The sequence below is a fragment of the Marinomonas maritima genome, assembly GCF_024435075.2.
GTDB lineage: Bacteria > Pseudomonadota > Gammaproteobacteria > Pseudomonadales > Marinomonadaceae > Marinomonas > Marinomonas maritima.
On sequence record NZ_JAMZEG020000003.1, the window covers coordinates 510,898 to 529,755 of the forward strand.

The 18,858-nt window shown below is 44.4% G+C and carries 18 protein-coding genes and 10 tRNA genes; 10 read left to right on the top strand and 18 right to left on the bottom strand.

Translation table 11 applies throughout. From position 1 onward, the window contains the following. The first annotated feature begins 1 nt into the window (after window position 1). From M3I01_RS14650 to M3I01_RS14660, 3 genes are all read left to right on the top strand, one after another. Entirely contained in the window at window positions 2-169 is a 168-nt protein-coding gene (locus M3I01_RS14650; protein WP_255896627.1) for a hypothetical protein, read from the top strand. A gap of 13 nt (window positions 170-182) precedes the next feature. Continuing rightward, window positions 183-1,157 carry a ProQ/FINO family protein gene (locus M3I01_RS14655; protein ID WP_255896628.1) on the top strand — a complete coding sequence of 325 codons (975 nt, stop codon included), beginning with the start codon at window positions 183-185 and terminating at the stop codon, window positions 1,155-1,157. A gap of 51 nt (window positions 1,158-1,208) precedes the next feature. Continuing rightward, window positions 1,209-1,292 (top strand) — tRNA-Tyr (locus M3I01_RS14660). 265 nt (window positions 1,293-1,557) lie between these two features. Here the strand turns inward: M3I01_RS14660 and M3I01_RS14665 are convergent. From M3I01_RS14665 to M3I01_RS14710, 10 genes are all read right to left on the bottom strand, one after another. Then, window positions 1,558-1,818: a hypothetical protein gene (locus tag M3I01_RS14665; RefSeq protein ID WP_255896629.1), complete on the bottom strand. Its 261-nt coding sequence runs from the start codon at window positions 1,816-1,818 to the stop codon at window positions 1,558-1,560. A 41-nt stretch (window positions 1,819-1,859) separates the two neighbouring features. Then, window positions 1,860-1,935, bottom strand: a tRNA-Lys gene (locus M3I01_RS14670). Between the two features lie 32 nt (window positions 1,936-1,967). Next, window positions 1,968-2,044, bottom strand: a tRNA-Pro gene (locus M3I01_RS14675). Window positions 2,045-2,047: 3 nt separating this feature from the next. Next, window positions 2,048-2,123: transfer RNA gene (locus tag M3I01_RS14680), tRNA-Asn, on the bottom strand. 36 nt (window positions 2,124-2,159) lie between these two features. Continuing rightward, window positions 2,160-2,235 (bottom strand) — tRNA-Lys (locus M3I01_RS14685). A gap of 14 nt (window positions 2,236-2,249) precedes the next feature. After that, a tRNA-His gene (locus M3I01_RS14690) sits at window positions 2,250-2,325 on the bottom strand. A 25-nt stretch (window positions 2,326-2,350) separates the two neighbouring features. Next, a tRNA-Pro gene (locus M3I01_RS14695) sits at window positions 2,351-2,427 on the bottom strand. A gap of 3 nt (window positions 2,428-2,430) precedes the next feature. Beyond that, window positions 2,431-2,506, bottom strand: a tRNA-Asn gene (locus M3I01_RS14700). 43 nt (window positions 2,507-2,549) lie between these two features. Beyond that, a tRNA-Ser gene (locus M3I01_RS14705) sits at window positions 2,550-2,640 on the bottom strand. A gap of 62 nt (window positions 2,641-2,702) precedes the next feature. Then, window positions 2,703-3,767 carry a polysaccharide deacetylase family protein gene (locus M3I01_RS14710; RefSeq protein ID WP_255896630.1) on the bottom strand — a complete coding sequence of 355 codons (1,065 nt, stop codon included), beginning with the start codon at window positions 3,765-3,767 and terminating at the stop codon, window positions 2,703-2,705. Window positions 3,768-3,973: 206 nt separating this feature from the next. On the opposite strand from M3I01_RS14710, the gene M3I01_RS14715 reads away from it, so the two are divergent. From M3I01_RS14715 to glsB, 5 genes are all read left to right on the top strand, one after another. Further along, window positions 3,974-5,182 (top strand): glycine C-acetyltransferase, encoded by a 1,209-nt coding sequence (locus M3I01_RS14715; protein WP_255896631.1) that lies wholly within the window; start codon window positions 3,974-3,976, stop codon window positions 5,180-5,182. Further along, window positions 5,182-6,207 (top strand): L-threonine 3-dehydrogenase, encoded by a 1,026-nt coding sequence (gene tdh, locus M3I01_RS14720; protein ID WP_255896632.1) that lies wholly within the window; start codon window positions 5,182-5,184, stop codon window positions 6,205-6,207. Before M3I01_RS14715 ends, tdh begins: the two co-directional genes overlap by 1 nt. Window positions 6,208-6,279: 72 nt before the next feature. Next, the gene (gene nudC, locus M3I01_RS14725) at window positions 6,280-7,083 is read left to right on the top strand and encodes an NAD(+) diphosphatase (RefSeq protein ID WP_255896633.1); all 804 of its coding nucleotides are present in this window, start codon (window positions 6,280-6,282) and stop codon (window positions 7,081-7,083) included. A gap of 112 nt (window positions 7,084-7,195) precedes the next feature. Continuing rightward, a complete protein-coding gene (locus M3I01_RS14730) occupies window positions 7,196-8,878 on the top strand; it encodes a choice-of-anchor I family protein (protein ID WP_255896634.1) in 1,683 nt (560 codons plus the stop codon). Window positions 8,879-9,041: 163 nt separating this feature from the next. Continuing rightward, on the top strand, window positions 9,042-9,953 hold the full coding sequence (gene glsB, locus M3I01_RS14735) for a glutaminase B (RefSeq protein ID WP_255896635.1): 912 nt from the start codon (window positions 9,042-9,044) through the stop codon (window positions 9,951-9,953). A gap of 72 nt (window positions 9,954-10,025) precedes the next feature. On the opposite strand, the gene ppnN is transcribed toward glsB, so the two are convergent. The 5 genes from ppnN to M3I01_RS14760 all read right to left on the bottom strand — a co-directional run bounded on the left by ppnN (window position 10,026) and on the right by M3I01_RS14760 (window position 15,456). Continuing rightward, window positions 10,026-11,399 (bottom strand): nucleotide 5'-monophosphate nucleosidase PpnN, encoded by a 1,374-nt coding sequence (ppnN, locus tag M3I01_RS14740; protein WP_275565159.1) that lies wholly within the window; start codon window positions 11,397-11,399, stop codon window positions 10,026-10,028. Between the two features lie 114 nt (window positions 11,400-11,513). Beyond that, window positions 11,514-12,665: a cell division protein ZapE gene (gene zapE, locus M3I01_RS14745; protein WP_255896637.1), complete on the bottom strand. Its 1,152-nt coding sequence runs from the start codon at window positions 12,663-12,665 to the stop codon at window positions 11,514-11,516. A gap of 77 nt (window positions 12,666-12,742) precedes the next feature. Next, window positions 12,743-13,957 carry an MFS transporter gene (locus M3I01_RS14750; RefSeq protein ID WP_255896638.1) on the bottom strand — a complete coding sequence of 405 codons (1,215 nt, stop codon included), beginning with the start codon at window positions 13,955-13,957 and terminating at the stop codon, window positions 12,743-12,745. Window positions 13,958-14,043: 86 nt separating this feature from the next. Then, window positions 14,044-14,709, bottom strand: coding sequence for a glutathione S-transferase family protein (locus M3I01_RS14755; RefSeq protein ID WP_255896639.1), 666 nt, complete (start codon window positions 14,707-14,709; stop codon window positions 14,044-14,046). A 333-nt stretch (window positions 14,710-15,042) separates the two neighbouring features. Then, the gene (locus tag M3I01_RS14760; RefSeq protein WP_255896640.1) at window positions 15,043-15,456 is read right to left on the bottom strand and encodes an HPF/RaiA family ribosome-associated protein; all 414 of its coding nucleotides are present in this window, start codon (window positions 15,454-15,456) and stop codon (window positions 15,043-15,045) included. 126 nt (window positions 15,457-15,582) lie between these two features. On the opposite strand from M3I01_RS14760, the gene nhaR reads away from it, so the two are divergent. After that, on the top strand, window positions 15,583-16,479 hold the full coding sequence (nhaR, locus tag M3I01_RS14765) for a transcriptional activator NhaR (protein ID WP_255896641.1): 897 nt from the start codon (window positions 15,583-15,585) through the stop codon (window positions 16,477-16,479). Between the two features lie 21 nt (window positions 16,480-16,500). Here nhaR and M3I01_RS14770 read toward each other — a convergent pair whose 3' ends face one another. The 3 genes from M3I01_RS14770 to M3I01_RS14780 all read right to left on the bottom strand — a co-directional run bounded on the left by M3I01_RS14770 (window position 16,501) and on the right by M3I01_RS14780 (window position 18,374). After that, window positions 16,501-17,673 carry a hypothetical protein gene (locus tag M3I01_RS14770; RefSeq protein WP_255896643.1) on the bottom strand — a complete coding sequence of 391 codons (1,173 nt, stop codon included), beginning with the start codon at window positions 17,671-17,673 and terminating at the stop codon, window positions 16,501-16,503. A gap of 128 nt (window positions 17,674-17,801) precedes the next feature. Beyond that, a tRNA-Arg gene (locus M3I01_RS14775) sits at window positions 17,802-17,878 on the bottom strand. Between the two features lie 202 nt (window positions 17,879-18,080). Continuing rightward, window positions 18,081-18,374, bottom strand: a complete 294-nt coding sequence (locus M3I01_RS14780) for a putative quinol monooxygenase (protein WP_255896645.1) — start codon at window positions 18,372-18,374, stop codon at window positions 18,081-18,083. 146 nt (window positions 18,375-18,520) lie between these two features. Here M3I01_RS14780 and M3I01_RS14785 point away from each other — a divergent pair, with 146 nt between their 5' ends. Next, window positions 18,521-18,856 (top strand): c-type cytochrome, encoded by a 336-nt coding sequence (locus M3I01_RS14785; protein ID WP_255896646.1) that lies wholly within the window; start codon window positions 18,521-18,523, stop codon window positions 18,854-18,856. The last annotated feature ends 2 nt before the right edge of the window (window positions 18,857-18,858 follow it).

Here is an 18,858-nt window from a genome sequence, read left to right on the forward strand (position 1 = left end):
AATGAAATTATTACCTATTTTTATCGTTGGCTTCTTAATTACGACGATTTACGTTTGGCAACAAAACGGAGACATTATTTCTGTCACCCTACCGAACGAAGATCAGCAAAAAGAAATGATTGGCACAAGCAATACACCAAGTATTCCGCTGACTCCAATAAAAAATTGAGCTTTGTTTTTTTATGGAACAACTTATTGCCAAACTCGAAGCAAGGATTAACTGGCTAACAAAGCAGCTAGACAATGCTAACGAAGAAATACAAAAATTGAACGCAAAGAACACCCCTTCCATTGAGTACAGTGCATCGATGGATTTATTGCAACATATGGCAGGTCGCTCAACAGAAGATCAACTGCAGCTTTACATTGAAGACTCACTTGACCTTTTAAACCCAGCGCCCGCCCCTAAGCAAGCAATTAAAGTAGATGCGGCTGAACACCAACTCAACTTTGACTTATTGCACGAGCATGCTGATAGCAGCACCACAACCACGACAACAGAACAGATTGATTACATGACCACACAACAACCTGAGCTTAACGGCTTGCAAGAAGACGACAAACTAGTCGATAACGACACTAGCGTACCAGAAGCAAGTGACAGCACGACTAAGACCGCGACCCTGACGCCAGAGCAAAAGAAGCGTCAAAAAAATCAAAAGAACAATCGCCGTCTTATCAAAATGCTTGAAGACCGTTATCCCAAAGCGTTCGACTGGAATCAACCTAAGCCACTGAAGGTCGGTATAGACAAAGATATGGTACTGGACGATGACTTCAATACCAGCAAGCAAAAACGGGCCCTCGCAGCCTACACGCGCTCAGACAGATATAAGAAGTGCCTTCTATCTGGCCAGCCTCGAGTTGACCTAGAGGGTGTCGCTGTTAACAACGAACCTGCTTTACCCGAATCAATGATTCCTAAAAAAGCAAGGGCCACGCCCACCAGCAGACCTACAACGACTAGCAGACCAGCAAAAGAGAAAACAGCCTCAGCCCAGCCAGCAAGAAGCAGACAAAAGCCTCAAGCTAAAAACGACATCAAACCAAAAGCTAAAAATGTCAAAAGCGCACCGAAGACAGAAGATATTTATGATAATTTGTCTCCAGAAGAGCGCATGAAAGCAAAACTGGAAAAACTATTAAATAAATCCTAAAAAACTATTTACATAGTTAGGCGCGGCATATACTATGTGCCGCGCTGCTGTGGAGGGGTTCCCGAGTGGCCAAAGGGAGCAGATTGTAAATCTGCCACGAAAGTTTCGGTGGTTCGAATCCACCTCCCTCCACCATTAGCGCTTTTCTTTATAGATCAGCATCTTATCTATAAAATCATAATTTCTTTTCTAGAAATCACCAAAGCACTCTCGAACAACTATCTATATTAAAGCAAAAAATCACTCCGAAAACTCACCACCAAAAAAATTACGCACAACTCTTTACCCGACTACAGAAAAACAACACTCCAAACCACAAGCCCTCACACAGCCTCCATATATCCAAAACTAAAAACACCCACTCACACCTTTCGCACACCCAAAACATCCAAATACACCTTCACCAACCCCATAGAAAGCCAACCCCATAGAAGACGATAGACGATAGACGATAGACGATAGACGATAGACGATAGACGATAGACGATAGACGATAGACGATAGACGATAGACGATAGACGATAGACGATAGACGATAGACGATAGACGATAGACGATAGACGATAGACGATAGACGATAGACGATAGACGATAGACGATAGACGATAGACGATAGACGATAGACGATAGACGATTTTAAATTGCTATCTAGAAAAAACAAGGAATAACACGAAGAAAAGGAGAAGTATTTTATGAGAAGAATGGTGGGCCGTACTGGATTCGAACCAGTGACCAATTGATTAAAAGTCAACTGCTCTACCAACTGAGCTAACGGCCCGCTCATAAACTTTGTATTTTATAACGATCTAATGGTCGGAGTAGAGAGATTCGAACTCCCGACATCCTGCTCCCAAAGCAGGCGCGCTACCAGACTGCGCTATACTCCGAAATGGCTCCTCGAACTGGACTCGAACCAGTGACCCAATGATTAACAGTCATTTGCTCTACCAACTGAGCTATCGAGGAATTAATCAGATAATGCAAGGTTTAGCATTGGGATAGTGGTGGGCCGTACTGGATTCGAACCAGTGACCAATTGATTAAAAGTCAACTGCTCTACCAACTGAGCTAACGGCCCGACTATCAGAGTAATGGGGTGGACGATGGGGCTTGAACCCACGACCGCCGGAATCACAATCCGGAGCTCTACCGACTGAGCTACGCCCACCATTACTAGGTGATGATAAAATTAATGGTCGGAGTAGAGAGATTCGAACTCCCGACATCCTGCTCCCAAAGCAGGCGCGCTACCAGACTGCGCTATACTCCGATCTGGCTCCTCGAACTGGACTCGAACCAGTGACCCAATGATTAACAGTCATTTGCTCTACCAACTGAGCTATCGAGGAACTAATTTTATCTTGTTCGCAACAACTTTCCTAATTAGGAAGCTGGCGGAGGAGGAGAGATTCGAACTCTCGGTAGGCTATTAACCTACGCCAGTTTTCAAGACTGGTGCATTAAACCGCTCTGCCACCCCTCCGTTGCGAGCGAGGTGTATAATACTGATTTGAGATTTCAGTGCAATGTTTTTTTGAAAAAAACTTAACTTTTTTCACTTACATAGCCTTGGTCAGGCGCAGAACGAATCCAAACATTAGAATACCAGTAATAATGCTTACCCGAATTATCCGGCATAGTGCAGTTGATTCGACCACGACCAACGCCGAAAGGCTTACTCGCTGTGGCGATCACCTCTTTTTCAGACACCCAATCTAATGACGCTTTACCCTGTCCTGCCACGTAACACACCAAGTCTTTGGTGCGATATTTGCCCTCTTTAAACGTTAAGCCAATAGACACAGGTTTGTCTGTCGCAAAATCACCGCCTGTTACCTCTGCAAGCAAAGGCATTGGCTTCGCATTTAGCTTAGTTTTTAGCGTAGATAATTTTGCATACGCTCCCGAAGCAGGAAAACGGGGTAGGTTTTCAAAATCAGAGTCCGCGCTCACCACACCAGATTGCTGCCCAAACGCCATTACGCCTCTTTCTTCCATCATGGTTCGAATCGTACGATTAGATTCACCATAGGGATAAGCCAGCATTTTAGGTGAATGTCCTAGATTTTTAATGAGCAGCGCTTCAGCCGTGTCCACTTCTTTTCTCATTCGTGACAACCAAGCCTCGTCAGACTCACCTTCTTCTTTGCGCAACATATAAGGATGGCGAATAGTATGGTTCGCAAACACGCCACCAGACACTTCCATCTCTTTCATTTGTTCCCATGTTAAAAAACTACGACTTTTGCGTTCAACAGGTTCAGTATTAATGAACACAGTAAAAGGAAAGTTCCTTTCTTTTAAGATAGGAAAGCCTGCTTGATAAATACTACGATAGGCATCATCAAAGGAAATCGCGACGGCTTTTTCAGGTAATGCCTTATGGGCTTTTAAATCATCCAATGCAGAACGCAGATCAACCACCTGAAAACCAGCGTTTTTCAAATAGTCCATGTGCTCAGTAAATTGCTCTGGCGTAACAGAAGTCGATTTAGGTGAACTGACACTAACATGGTGATACTGAAGAACAGGTAAATAATCCTGAGCTTGAACCGCCAGACTGGCGCTCATTGCACCAAACAAGATGCCGTAGTGAAACTTTGACAACATGCCTTTTCCTTATTGGTTAATACTTGTCCTCATTCTACGCGACGAATAGACAGGATGACCAGTGCAGCAACCAACGATAGACACAAACTGTTATGGCCATATTGCTACGCCACTGCATCTACTTTTATTCAAGCCTCAGCCCTACACTCATTGAACACATATCACTCATTATCAACATTAAGAATAGGTAAATCAGGAATAACCGCATGAGCAGAGCTGAATTTCACACGCAACTCGACACACAACTACAAACGCTTAAACAACAAGGCCTCTACAAACAAGAGCGCCCTCTTATTACACCTCAAGCCAGTCAAATTACGACAGCAGACAATCGCCCGTTAATCAACTTATGTGCAAACAATTATCTTGGGCTAGCGAATGACAGCGAAGTAACAACAGCGGCACATAAAGCACTAGACGATTATGGCTATGGTATGGCCTCTGTCCGTTTTATTTGCGGCACTCAAAGTATTCACACCGAGCTGGAAAAAAGCCTCAGTAACTTCCTACAGATGGAAGACACCATCCTGTACTCATCTTGCTTTGATGCCAATACCGGACTGTTTGAAACACTCCTAGGAAAAGAAGATGCGATTATCAGTGACGCACTGAACCACGCCAGCATCATTGACGGTATTCGCTTATGCAAAGCAAAGCGCTATCGCTATGCTAACAATGACATGAAAGAGCTCGAGGCAAATCTTCAACAGGCCGACAAAGAGGGGGCTAAAACCAAGCTCATCGTCACTGATGGTGTTTTTTCCATGGACGGCATTATTGCGGATCTAAAATCCATCTGCGACCTTGCGGACAAATACGATGCGCTGGTCATGGTAGATGACTCCCACGCAGTTGGTTTCTTAGGTGAGAATGGCCGTGGAAGCCATGAATATTGTGGCGTACTAGGCCGAATCGACATTATTACTGGTACATTAGGAAAAGCCCTTGGGGGCGCATCAGGGGGCTATACCAGTGCCTCTAAAAACATCGTTGATTGGTTGCGTCAACGCTCTCGCCCCTATTTGTTTTCTAATTCCTTGGCGCCTGTTATTACCGCCACCAGCATAAAAATTCTTGAATCACTTCAAAAAGGGGATGCAGCTCGTCAGCAGCTAAAAAACAACAGCCAATATTTTCGTACCAAGATGAGTGACTTAGGCTTTAACCTAGTACCTGGTGACCACCCAATCATTCCCGTTATATTAGGAGACGCAACACTCGCTCAAGAGATGGCAAATGCGCTATATATAGAAGAGATTTTTGTCACCGGATTTGCTTATCCCGTTGTGCCGATGGGAAAAGCTAGAATTCGAACACAAATGTCAGCTTCACTAACAACGGAACAACTCGATCAAGCCATTACTGCTTTTGCGAAAGTCGGTCGCAAAATGGGTATTATTGAAGGAATAAAATAATGAAAACGCTTGCTAAGCTTCATGCCGAAAAAGGCATTTGGATGACAGAAGTAGCCCAACCAGAATGCGGCCACAATGATGTTGTTATCAAAATACGCAAAACCGCTATTTGCGGAACAGACATGCATATTTATCATTGGGACGACTGGGCACAAAATACCATCCCTGTACCCATGACCGTCGGTCATGAGTTTGTTGGTGAAATCACCGAGATTGGCCCAGAAGTATCAGGGTTCAAAATCGGCGATCGCGTCTCAGGCGAAGGCCATATTACCTGTGGCCACTGTCGAAACTGTCGTGCAGGACGTCGCCACCTTTGCCGTAAAACATTGGGCGTTGGCGTGAACCGTACTGGCGCGTTTGCCGAATATTTAGTCATTCCCGCCAGCAATGCCTACAAAATTCCTGACAACATCAGTGATGAAATGGCGGCAATCTTCGACCCGTTTGGAAATGCGACTCATACCGCCCTATCTTTTGATTTGATCGGTGAAGATGTCTTAATCACCGGCGCAGGCCCCATTGGCGCCATGGCCGCCGCCATTGCAAAGCATGTTGGTGCTCGCAATGTGGTGATTACCGATGTAAATGATTTTCGCCTAGAGCTTGCGAAAAAAATGGGCGCCACTCGAACGGTAAACGTTAGCAAAGAATCTTTGAAAGACGTCATGAATGAAATAGGAATGCACGAAGGCTTTGATGTTGGATTGGAAATGTCCGGCAATGATCAAGCATTTCGCTCTATGTTAGAAAATATGAATCATGGCGGAAAAATTGCCATGCTCGGCATTCCAGCAAAAGACACGCTCATAGATTGGAACCAAGTCATTTTTAAAGGCCTGATCATTAAAGGTATCTATGGACGTGAAATGTACGAAACTTGGTACAAAATGGTCGCTATGTTGCAATCTGGTTTAGACATCAGCCCCATTATTACGCACCGCTTTAATGTGGACGAATTCCAAAAAGGCTTTGAGACTATGGCGTCAGGCCAATCTGGCAAAGTGATCTTGGATTGGAATTAAATCCGCTAGGTTATTGCGCCTAGAAGATGATCGCGTTAGCGTAATTCTTTTAGACGCAAACAGAGCAAGAACATGTTAGAAATTGGTACTCAAACACACCCGCTCCCCCATCAAGACGCACTCTATGTGTTGCTACATCGTAATCAAGTACTGGTTGAACAAGACAATCTTTTTTTAATACCTTTCACACACTTTCAGCCAAACTCGAAAATGAGCGCCATTTACTGTGGACAGTGGCAGGGCCAAGATGTCTTTGTTTGCCGTTTTGAATCCGTACCAAAAGGCTTTTCGGAAATAGGCCTAAGAGAACTGCTCTTCTTACAAGATCAGGACCATTACCTTCTATTAAGTCGCGCTCATCAATTATCAACGTGGGACAGAGACCATCAATTTTGTGGACGATGCGGAACACCCATGCAAGAAAAACACATAGCGGAACACACTAAGATTTGCCCGACGTGCAATTTGCGTCATTACCCACGAATTTCGCCTTGCATCATTGTATCAATCTGTAAAGACGACCATATTTTACTGGCCCGTGGACTGCACGCACCCAAAGGTAAATTCAGTAATATTGCGGGGTTTGTCGAAGCGGGTGAAACATTAGAGCAAGCTGTGGCACGTGAAGTGCGCGAAGAAGTAGGACTTGAAATCACCAACATTCGCTATGTAGACAGTCAACCTTGGTCTTTTCCTCATCAACTTATGGTCGGCTTTTTTGCGGATTACGTTGCTGGTGAAATCACTCCCGCGCCAGGAGAAATTGATGAGGCAGATTGGTACCACATCGACAACTTACCTCACATACCCAACAGCGCGACCATTTCAGGACAACTAATCACGCATCATATTGCGCATATTAACAATAAAAAATAGTTCATAAATAAAGCAGCAGTAAGTAAGTAAATACTTACCGCTGCTTGCCATATTATTGTCATAATTAGCCGTTACTGTAGCCGCACTCATTTTATCCCTCCGGAGAAAAACCATGCGTTTACCCATTGCGTTACCTTTATGTGCCACCGTGGCATTACTTGGTGGCTGCGCCACGTCTAATAATGAACAAGCTGGCGCCACGACTTCCATCGAATTAAGTTTCCTCGGTCGTTATGAGTCAGGCATTTTTGATGGCAGCGCGGCAGAAATAGTGGCATACGATGCTAAAACGCAAGAAACCTTTGTAATAAACGCCAATTCGGGCAAAGTCGATGTGCTGTCCATGAGCAATCCCACTGCACCATACAAAATCAAAACGCTTGATGTCAGTGCAGACGTGGCCGCGTTAACCGGTTTATCCCTTGGCGCTGCCAATAGCGTTAGTGTCCATAGCGGCATCATGGCCGCTGCCATTGAAGCCAAGCCAAAACAATACATGGGCTATATCGCTTTTTATAACATCAATGACCATGCCTTTATCACTGCCGTAAAAGTCGGCGCACTACCAGACATGGTGACCTTCTCGCACGATGGCAAACAGGTGATTGTTGCCAACGAAGGCGAGCCTAATGATGAATACACCGTCGACCCAGAAGGCAGCGTAAGCATCATTACCTTACCCAATGACATCACGACATTAACGCAAAGCGATGTCACTCAAGTGACGTTTCGTGATTTCAACAACGGCGGTTCTCGCGCGTCAGAACGACCTGACGGACTGCGTATTTTCGGCCCTAATGCCAGTGTTGCTCAAGACTTAGAGCCAGAATATGTCACGGTTTCTAAAGACAACCGCTATGCCTTTGTGTCATTGCAAGAAAACAACGGTATCGCCAAAATCGATCTGATGAAAAAGTCGGTATCCACTATTTGGGCATTAGGCACAAAAGACTATAACCAAACGGGCAACGAACTAGACGTCAGCGACAAGGATAAAACCATTCAACTGCAAAACTGGCCAGTATTAGGGCTATACCAACCTGACACCATCGCCTCTTACACCGTATCAGGTAAAACCTACTTAGTAACAGCAAACGAAGGCGATTCAAGAGACTACAAAGGCTTCAGCGAGGAATACCGTGTGAAAGAGCTAGCCGACGAGCTAAACAGCCGTCTCGCCCTAACCAGTCCGCTAAAACACGAGATCGAAGGCAAACTAGACGATCCGAAAAACCTTGGTCGCATGAAATTTACCAGTACGCTAGGCGCGCAAGATTGCAAACTCACAAAAGGCACACCGAATAACTGTACCTACACACAACTGTATGGCTACGGTGCGCGTTCTTTTTCCATTTGGAGCGGCGACACTGGCGAGCAAGTATTTGATAGTGGCAGTGATTTCGAACGCATTACCGCAAAAGCATTGGGCGAAAAAGGCTTCAATGCTTCAAACGACTCAAACAAAACAGATGCACGCAGTGATGACAAAGGACCAGAGCCTGAAGCCTTAACCGTAGGTCAAATCGACGGTCGCACTTACGCTTTTATCGGCCTTGAACGCGTGGGCGGTATCATGGTGTATGACATTACCGTACCCAAGAAAAGTCAGTTTATTCAGTATTTAACCAGCCGAGATTTCGACGCCAAAGTAGATACCTCTGCAGCAGGCGACCTTGGGCCTGAAGGCATGGCTTTTGTTTCAAAAGAAGACAGCCCAAGCGGGCAGGCATTATTGATTGTTGGCAATGAAGTAAGCGGAACCACCTCCGTTTATGGCATTTCACCCAGTAAATAAAAAATCTTGAACTCAGTATTTCAGCCCCCTTTTTGGGGGCGTTTTACGTTTAATATAAGCCGAAATTCTACTAGGGATTTCATCTTACTGTCTCTATACTAGCCAGCAAATTGAATTCGCTTTCATCGCTTATTCACCCCCCTAAAATGACACTGGGAACAACGTGGAAGAATTACTTCGCTCAATTGAAAAAAAAGTGAGACCATTAATTGGCTTAGGGAAAGTCGCCGACTACATACCGGCGCTTGCAAACATTGACCCCAATCAATTCGGCATTGCCATCTACAGTAATGACGGAAAGCTTTACCACACAGGTCAAGCCAAGAAGAACTTCTCCATTCAAAGTATCTCAAAAATCTTTAGCTTAACCCTTGCCATGAAACATTATGGTGAAGATATGTGGGAGAGAGTCGGTAGAGAGCCATCTGGCAATCCCTTCAACTCACTGGTGCAGTTAGAGTATGAGAAGGGCATTCCACGTAACCCCTTCATTAATGCGGGCGCACTTGTCGTCAGCGATATGAACCATTCACGCTTTGCATCTCCACATTACGCTATGCGAGAATTTATTCGCCGCCTAGCAGGAAATTCTAAATTACGTTCCGATAAAGTCGTTTCCAACTCAGAGTACGAGTTTCGCGCACGCAACGCGTCTATGGCGTATTTGATGCAAGCATTCGGTAATTTCGAAAACGATGTAGAAGCAGTATTGCACAACTACTTTGATAACTGCGCCATGCGCATGAACTGCATTGATCTTGCGAAAGCCTTTAGCTTTTTAGCCAATAAGGGCTACTCACACCATTCTGGTGAACAAGTACTCACTCGCCGTGAAACCACTCAAGTCAATGGTTTACTCGCCACCAGCGGGCTCTATGACGAAGCAGGAAATTTTGCCTATCGTGTGGGTTTGCCGGGAAAGAGTGGCGTTGGCGGTGGCATTATAGCCATAGTACCAAATCGATTTTCTATCTGTGTTTGGTCACCAGAGCTGAATGAATCAGGCAATTCATTAGCGGGAATGGCCGCACTGGAAGCGCTATCCGAAAGCAACGGTTGGTCCGTATTTGGCTAGTGAGCAGATTTCATATTCAGAGACTAAAAAGGCCTCATGAGAGGCCTTTTTCATTTATTAACTAAAATAGTTCTAATCGGTGATCACTTTATAGCAAGGCACATACTCGCTACCAGGAAGCTTCATTCGTTGTTGAAGTACAAAAGCTTGCAACAAGGCATCTAGTTTAGTCAACAGGGCTTTATCGCCATGAATCTCGAACGGGCCAAACTCTTTAATATACGCTACGCCTTGCGCTTTCACGTTACCCGCTACGATAGACGAAAACGCACGACGTAAATCTGCTGCCAATAGATGCGTTTCTTGATTAAAAGTTAGATTCAACTCACGCACTTTTGCATGCGTTGGCTCAAATGGATGCTGAAATTCTTCTGGGATATGCAGTTTCCAGTTGTAATAAAATGCATCTTGATGCGCTTTACGATACTGACGTACCTCCTCCATTCCCTGCTTCATAACCCGAGCAACTTCCACTTCATCTTCAATTACAATACGATACTTATTCTGCGCTTCAGCGCCCAATACATCACCGATAAACGCATGAATCTGTTCGAAGTAATCAGCGCTTTCTTTTGGCCCTGTAAACACCAAAGGAAAAGGCACATCCGCATTTTTAGGGTGCAAAAGAATGCCCAAAATATAGAGAATTTCCTCAGCAGTTCCGGCACCACCTGGGAAAACAACAATGCCATGTCCAGCACGCACAAACGCTTCAAGACGTTTTTCGATGTCTGGCATGATGACTAACTGATTCACAATGGGGTTTGGCGACTCGGCGGCAATAATGCCAGGTTCGGTTAACCCAAGATAAACACCATTCTTAATCCGCTGTTTGGCGTGAGCAATCGCAGCGCCTTTCATCGGCCCCTTCATAGCCCCTGGTCCACAGCCAGTACAGATATTCAATTCACGTAATCCAAGCTCATGACCAACACGTTTAGTGTAATCGTACTCATGGCGAGCGATAGAATGGCCGCCCCAGCACACAATCATGTCTGGATTTTGAATGCGACGAAACACATCCGCATTGCGTAATAATTCAAACACCACATTGGTCAACTTGGTTGAGCTGGCATTCTCTAAGCCACTCGCAAGACTGTATTCATGTTGTGTAAAAATAATGTCTCGCAATACGCTAAACAGCATTTCGCGGACGCTGCTAATCATCTTGCCATCAACAAAGGCACTGCCCGGGGCATTTTTCAACTGCAACTTAACACCGCGCTCTTGTTGCACAATGCGGATTTCAAAATCGTTAAACTCGTCCATGGCCTCCTGCGGATCATCGGAATCACTACCGCAATTCAAAATCGCCAAAGCACAACGATGGAACAAATCGTGAAACGGTCCAGACTCTTCTGACAAACGAGCCATTTCATCTTGCGATAACATCTCTAACGCACCTTTTGGTGCGACTAACGCGTCAATGCGATCTTCATACTGCATGACCGCCCTCCTCTATTTTCATTTTATTAGTGTCATCCAAATATATTGGTTACGTATGATCCTTTTATCAAGCTTTAACGAAAAACTTAGCAAAAATAGTCACAATGAAATCAATTATTTAGAACTTTCCTTAGAACGTAACCGCTGATAATAAAACGATTTCATTTCAATTAGACGACTGTACGTACGGCGAAACTCAAACAATAAAGACCCATTCAAATACAAACTTTCCAAAGGCAAAGCGGCGTTTAACAACAATACAACTTGATGGTCATAACACTCGTCTACCAAGCTAATGAATCGGCGAACGGCGTCATCGTTTATACCTAACGACACCGCTCGTTCACCGGTTTGCCCAGAACCAATCGCACCGTCTTCTGTGCCTCGCGCTTTAATGTGTTCGAACGGTTCGCTGCTTAGCTCAGGAATTCCCGTTAACATAATATAAGGGTAACGCTGGGCTAACTCTATGTAGTCCAACGCCGAACGAGGTCCACCACACAGAGCATAAAAATCAAACCATGCCATATTGTCTGAGACCTGAATCACATCAATAGCACGACGACAAACGGATAAAGGCAGCGAAAACACCTCACCTTTTGATAATTGATCAAACAACACCACCATATCCTGTTCATCTTGAACAAAGTATATGGCATTAAACCCTGTATGACGCAGCCGATGATCCTGATCACCACCAAGGTGAAGCTCACTTAAATTGGCTTGTAGTTGTGCAATCGCAGGGGCAAAGCGCGCTTTTTGCAACTGACTCTGAAAAAGGTTCTCAATTGCTATATTAGACGTCGCCACCAGCACCACACCTTCTTCAAACAAAGCGTCGGTTAAACCACCCAACAGCATGGCGTCACCGATGTCTGAAACAAAAAATTCATCAAAACACAACACGCTGCATTCTGACGCCAAGCGCGTCGCAATGCCTTTTAAAGGATTTTTTTGCCCAAAAGCCAGATTCAATTCACGATGCAAACGCGCCATAAAATGATGAAAATGCAGCCGTAGGCCCACACCTTGCGGTAAACACTCATAAAATAAATCCATCAAAAACGTCTTACCGCGACCCACATCACCCCACATATAAACGCCTTTAATTTGCGTCCGTGGCTTTTCGCTGGGTCTATTCGTACTTTGTTGAATCAACTGCTGAAAAACACGTTCTAGCTCAAGTAACGCGGGTTGCTGGCGTTCATCATACGTCACCTCGTGACGATCTAACCGAGCTTGATACACTTGTAAAGGAGAAGACATAAAATAATCGTAACTTAAAAAAAGAGGCAGCTTGCTCCGCTTGAAATAACCATCCTCAAACGGGGCAAAAGAAAACGTTACACCATTGCGGTACGAAGCCGCGCAATAGGACGATCATCAATGAAGACATGAAGCAACGCGGTAATCAGCGCGATAATACAAGCAGCCCACCAGACAACATCGTACGAGCCTGTTTGGTCGTAAAGATAACCACCTAACCAAACACCGCTAAACGACCCTAGCTGATGACCTAGAAAAACAATACCGTACAGTAACCCCATATAACGCAGACCAAACATTTGCGCCACGATGCCAGAGGTTGGCGGCACGGTCGCTAACCAAAGCAATCCAGTCACAATTGAAAATGCGTACACAGAATAAGTGGTCATGGGGAAATACATAAATGCCGCAATAGACAGCGCTCTTAATGCGTAAATAATGGCGAGCAATTTTTTCTTCGAATACTTTCCAGACCAAGATCCCGACAACAAACAGCCGAAAATATTAAACAGTCCAATCAAAGACAAACTCGCCACCGCAACTTCCGACGAAAAACCTTGATCAGACAAAAAAGGCGGCATGTGAACCGTGATAAAGGCCAACTGAAAGCCACAAACAAAGAAACCGATCACTAACAACCAATAATGAGAGTAAGCGCTGGCTTCTTGCAACGCTTCTTTCATGGTTTGTGACACGCTTTGAACGGCGTTGCCCGACACGTCATTAGACTGGCGAAATGGACTAGACAGCAACACCATCATCAAGGCACATAACGCCATCAACATCAGCGCTGTGCTCCACCCGTAAGCGGAAATAAAGCCTTGAGCAACCGGAATCACTAAAAGCTGTCCCGCCGAACCTGCCGCACTGCCTAAACCTAAAGCAAAAGAGCGCTTCTCTGGAGACACCATACGCGCCATAGCAGGCAAAACAACGCCGAAGCCCGTCGCCGATATCCCCATGCCCATTAGGAAACCGGCGCCCATATTTAAGCCGAACACACCGTCTGCCGTGGCCGTCACATACAAGCCTAACGCGTATAACACCGCGCCAATCCAAATGGTTTTTAGCGTACCAAAGCGATCGGCAAACGCGCCAGCAATTGGTTGAGACAACCCCCACCATAGATTCTGCAACGCCAAAGCGAACGCGAATACCTCACGACCGTAACCAAATTGGTTTGAAATGGGCGCCATAAAAAAGCCCATCGACGAGCGCAAACCAAAGTTTAGCGCCAGAAGAAGGCAAACAAGAGCAATCGAAATGCTGAGCAATTTAACAGGACGCGACATGAATGTTTCCCTAACAAAGCCAAACCGTGAAAAAACATTCCGTCATCATATTCATGCCTTGTTCATAAGTCGAGCAGGATAACCGCTTACATCGTCATGAAAGCACCGCCTTTAGTGATCGATTTTTGATACGCAGCTTGCGCCTCGACTTGCTTAATAAAGCGTGCAATATTCGGAAACTCAGACAAATCCATACGCGTACTAGATGCTTGCAGTGGAAAACTCATTTGAATATCGGCGGCGGTTAATTCCTCGCCAACAAACCAAGTATGCTCACCCAGCGTTTTTTCAATAAACTGCATTTGTGGCTTAATGCGCGGCATGATGAATTTCTCTTGAACCTTATCCGTTAAGGCTTTGGCAATCGGCTTAACAAAAAAGGGCATTGGATTTTTAGGCACCTTCATCATCACTAACTTCATCACCAATAACGGCATCAAAGAGCCTTCAGCAAAATGCAGCCAGTAACGATAATCCAGCAAGGGCTGTCCTTCGGTTGGTCTTAATCGTTTCTCTGTATCATATTGATCTAAAAGGTATTCAATAATAGCGCCGGACTCAGCAACGGTTATATCACCGTCGGTGATCACTGGGGCTTTGCCTAGCGGGTGTATCTTTTTAAGGGACTCTGGCGCTGAAGCAGAATCTGGGTCACGTTTGTATTCAACCATGTCATAATCCAAACCAAGCTCTTCTAATAACCATAAAATACGCTGAGACCGAGAATTGTCTAAATGATGTACGGTAATCATATAACCTCCTTATTGCTTTATCGAAAATGGGTTAACGCTGTGAACGTTTCACAACACAGTTTATACGACGTATTGCGGAAACAAGATGACAAACAAAGAATAAACCTACAATAAAGCCAACCACAACAGCCTATGCTGCTATTTCTTAACCCCGCCAACTATTCATTAAGACAAAGCTCGGCCATCGAATCTAGACGGCTTTAAGCCTCGGCAGCCTTGCTATGCCAACCTTACAAACCGCTCGTGCTACAAAGCAAAAAAAGGCGAACCCGTTTACTGGTTCGCCTAAAGCGGTTGTTACTTTTATCAATTCGAGTAATCAGTGGCGATCACTCAGCCATGTTGGTAATAGCCGTATTCGTTTTCGTATTCTTCGTAGATGTCGCGGGGCATTTTCTTCTGCAGTTTCATCTTATGGAAAGCCGCTTTTAATCGTGTGGCCTTGTGTTGTAATCGCTCAATACGTCGTGTCACGGTTTGACTCGTGCGACTAGCCGCGCTGTCTATTGCAGCATACATATCGGCCTGTTGTTCGCTGATTACCACTTCTTTTTGGCCATTGAGTTTGACCAAAACTTGGCAGTGTTTGTCTTCACCGCCTTTCGGACCGTTCACGTCAGTCAACGTGACCGTCACTCGTTCAATATTGTCATAACGGGAATTCAATGCAAAATTAAGACGACGTTTCACATAAGCTTTAAGGCTTTTAGTAAGAGCTAGACGACGTGCTTGTACTTGGATTCTCATCTTGTTCTCCTTTCACTCATGAATGAGTAAGTTATGTTTGAAGCTTCAACTTACTCACAAAAACCCATAAGATATAATCGAATTATTTATGTAAACACTCAGTTTTTTTCGAAGTATTGGTGAAATATGATCAATTTCAAACATTTACATTATTTTTGGATGGTGGCTAAACAAGGCAGCATTACAAAAGCCAGTGAACATTTGCACATTACACCGCAAACCATCAGTGGACAGATCAGCTTATTGGAGGAACAACTGGGTAAAGACCTGTTTAATAAGGTGGGTCGCAACCTCGCATTGACCGATACAGGTCATATGGTACTGAGCTATGCGGATGAAATATTTTCCTTAGGCAGTGAGTTGGAACAATCCGTGCGTATAGCATCAACAGATAGAACTCAATTACTGCGTGTCGGCATTGCGGATTCAATACCAAAATCCATTGCTTATCGCTTACTGGCTCCAGCTATGGCGCTAGATGTTCCAATACGTTTTGTCTGTAAAGAAAACAGTCTGGAAAGCTTATTAGGCGAATTGGCGTTGCATAAATTGGATCTTATTATCGCCGATGGTCCGATTCCGCCACATTTGGGTGTGCGTGGCTTTAATCACTTTCTGGGTGAATGTGGTACGTCTTTTATGGCTGCACCAAATCTAGTTGAACAAGGTAAAGCGGATTTCCCAAGGAGCCTAATCGGCTTGCCTTTTTTGATTCCGAGTGATCAATCTTTAATACAAATTCAACTCTTACAATGGCTAGAAAAACACCATATTCATCCGAAAATCATGGGCGAATTTGACGACCGAGCATTAATGAAAACTTTTGGTCAAGCTGGCACCGGTGTGTTTATCGTGCCATCGGCCATTGCTAGTGAAGTGGCGACGCAGTTTCAAGTTGAGGTCATCGGCAGCACCGAAGAAATACGCGAGCAGTTCTTCGCCATTGCCACCGAGCAACGCCTGTCAAATCCAGCCATTGTTGCCATTACTGACGCGGCGAAAGGCTGGTTAAAACATAACTAGAAAAGCATAAATAATAACGTTTTACAGACTCTCTTTTACGCCTTGTTTAGCTAGCGCCATCAGATCAGACGGTTTCATTTGCCAAACCAATTTAAACCCTTTTGCGCCTAAATAAAGAAACAACACTGGGATAAGTACAGTATTGAAGGCAAACAACGCCAGCAAGGTGAGAAAGTCGTTTACCAAGCCATTCAGTGTTTCCACGTAATGGCTTATTTTGTCTTTGAAATGACCAAGGCCAAAAGCACTTTGTTTAATAGATGAGAAAAAGCTTTGGTCTTCTACTGTGAAATTGTCTAGGTCACCAATGGATTGCTGTAAGGCGTTGATCTTGTTTTGAGAGGCCTTGATTTGTTGTTCAGTACGTTGGCGTTCATTCATTAAAAGGCTTTGCTGTATTCGTAAATCAGCAAGTATTTCATCATTATTGAACAGTATATCCAAGGTAGACAAGGTCTCTTTACGCCCTGATATTTGGCGATTGAGAGAATCATTTTGAGTGCTCAAATCCACCAAGCGTTCATCATGGCCCGATAATGTTTGCTGCTGTTCATTCTGTTTGATTTGTAACGCCTGTTTGTCTTTATCAAGGGATTGTTTGAGATCAGCCGCTACGCCTAATCCCGTTGTCACCTCGTTCATATCCTTAGAGTGCACTTGAATTTTATCCATGGTCTGCGTCTTTTCATCATTCAAAAACGACGCATCAACCAACGCAGACAACAAAACCACCAGTACCAATAAAAACTTTGCACCTACTGCGGTGACAAAGATTTTATAAGCCACTTCGGTAAAACGACTTCTCACCCAATACAAGTAACCAAACAACAAACCAGACAGAGTCACAAAGGCTTTGAAATACACAGTAGAAATGATTTTCAGCAGAATGCTTTGGAAAATAAGCGACGACACCGCGACTTTCATTACATCGGAAAAATCTTCGATCATGTCGTTAAAAGGATCTAATAACTCACCGATAGTAACCGAACTGACAAACACACTGATTTGAATACTTTGTAATACAGACACCGTGGCATTGAACAATTTGGCCAAGCCAAATGCGCTTAACGCCTGCACCAAAGATGAGGAGACATAATCAGACGCCTTGGCATCTAATAAGCCCCACCAAGAAAAGACAATCACCAACACAATGGCAACGTAATAACCGTTAAATTTGCTTAGTCGCTTAATCACTTTTCGCCCTCATCTTTCGTACCTCCATTTATACCAGCTAACAAGATTGGATAGTGAATAAAGACAAACACTGGATTAGAAAAAAAAGAGTGGATAGTAAGAGTAAAGGATAAAATTTTGTAAATAAATGGTGCGCCCGAGAGGATTCGAACCTCCGACCTTCGCCTCCGGAGGGCGACGCTCTATCCAGCTGAGCTACGGGCGCATTATGATTGTGTGGTGCTCATTCTGTTGCAAGGTGCAAACAAGGCCATCACAAATTGGTGTACGTATTCTAAAGGAAATCACTCAGGATTCCAGTGCTTAAAGCAATAAAGAACAGATATACGCTGTTTTTTATTGCTTTGGTATCACTCTGCTTTTCTCGCGAGCTATTTATACTGCAAACCACTCGCTCATGGAAAAAATTAGCCTATCTTATGCAATTCAGTCACATCAAATTCAGCAATAACGTCTTTGGTCACGTCTAAAAACGTCTTGATATGATCCGTTTTCATATGGTCTTGCCACACATCGTAGTCGGTCCAGCGTTCGAAGTAGACGAACGCTTCCGGAGTCTTGTTATTTTGGTGAAGGTCATATTGCAAACAACCCACTTCCGCGCGGGTTGGCACCAATAAAGCTTCTAGAGCGGCTTTTAAGGCTGCACTTTTGCCAGAGTGCGCGCGAATGTTGGCGACGAGTACGAGTTCAATGGTCATGTTGGTTTCCTTGTCTAATTAACGTGTTACAAAAAAATAAAGTAAAGGTGAGGTACAACGCTAAACAAAAAAATACGCGAGTAGATTCAGGCCTTTGTGTTTAAATAACGGTATCGTTTTTGACTCTCAATCACTAAGGATTCATTGTGACTGTTTCTATCCCGCCTTTCATTAAACATTTTAGTATTTTTGGTGGCGTTTGTTTTGCCCTAGGACTTTCTTCGCTGGCTGGTGCAGCGCGCTCTGGTGAACAAGTTTTTAATGCTTCTTGCATTGCTTGCCACATGAGTGGTGTGGCAGGGGCACCGAAAATTGGTGACCATGCTGCCTGGCAACCGAGAATAGAAAAAGGCATAGACACGCTGTTAAAAGACGCCATCAGCGGCATAAAGGCCATGCCGCCACGAGGTTTGTGTTTTGATTGCAGTGATGATGAGTTAAAACTCGCTATTGAATACATGATAGACAACAGCAAAGACTAGGG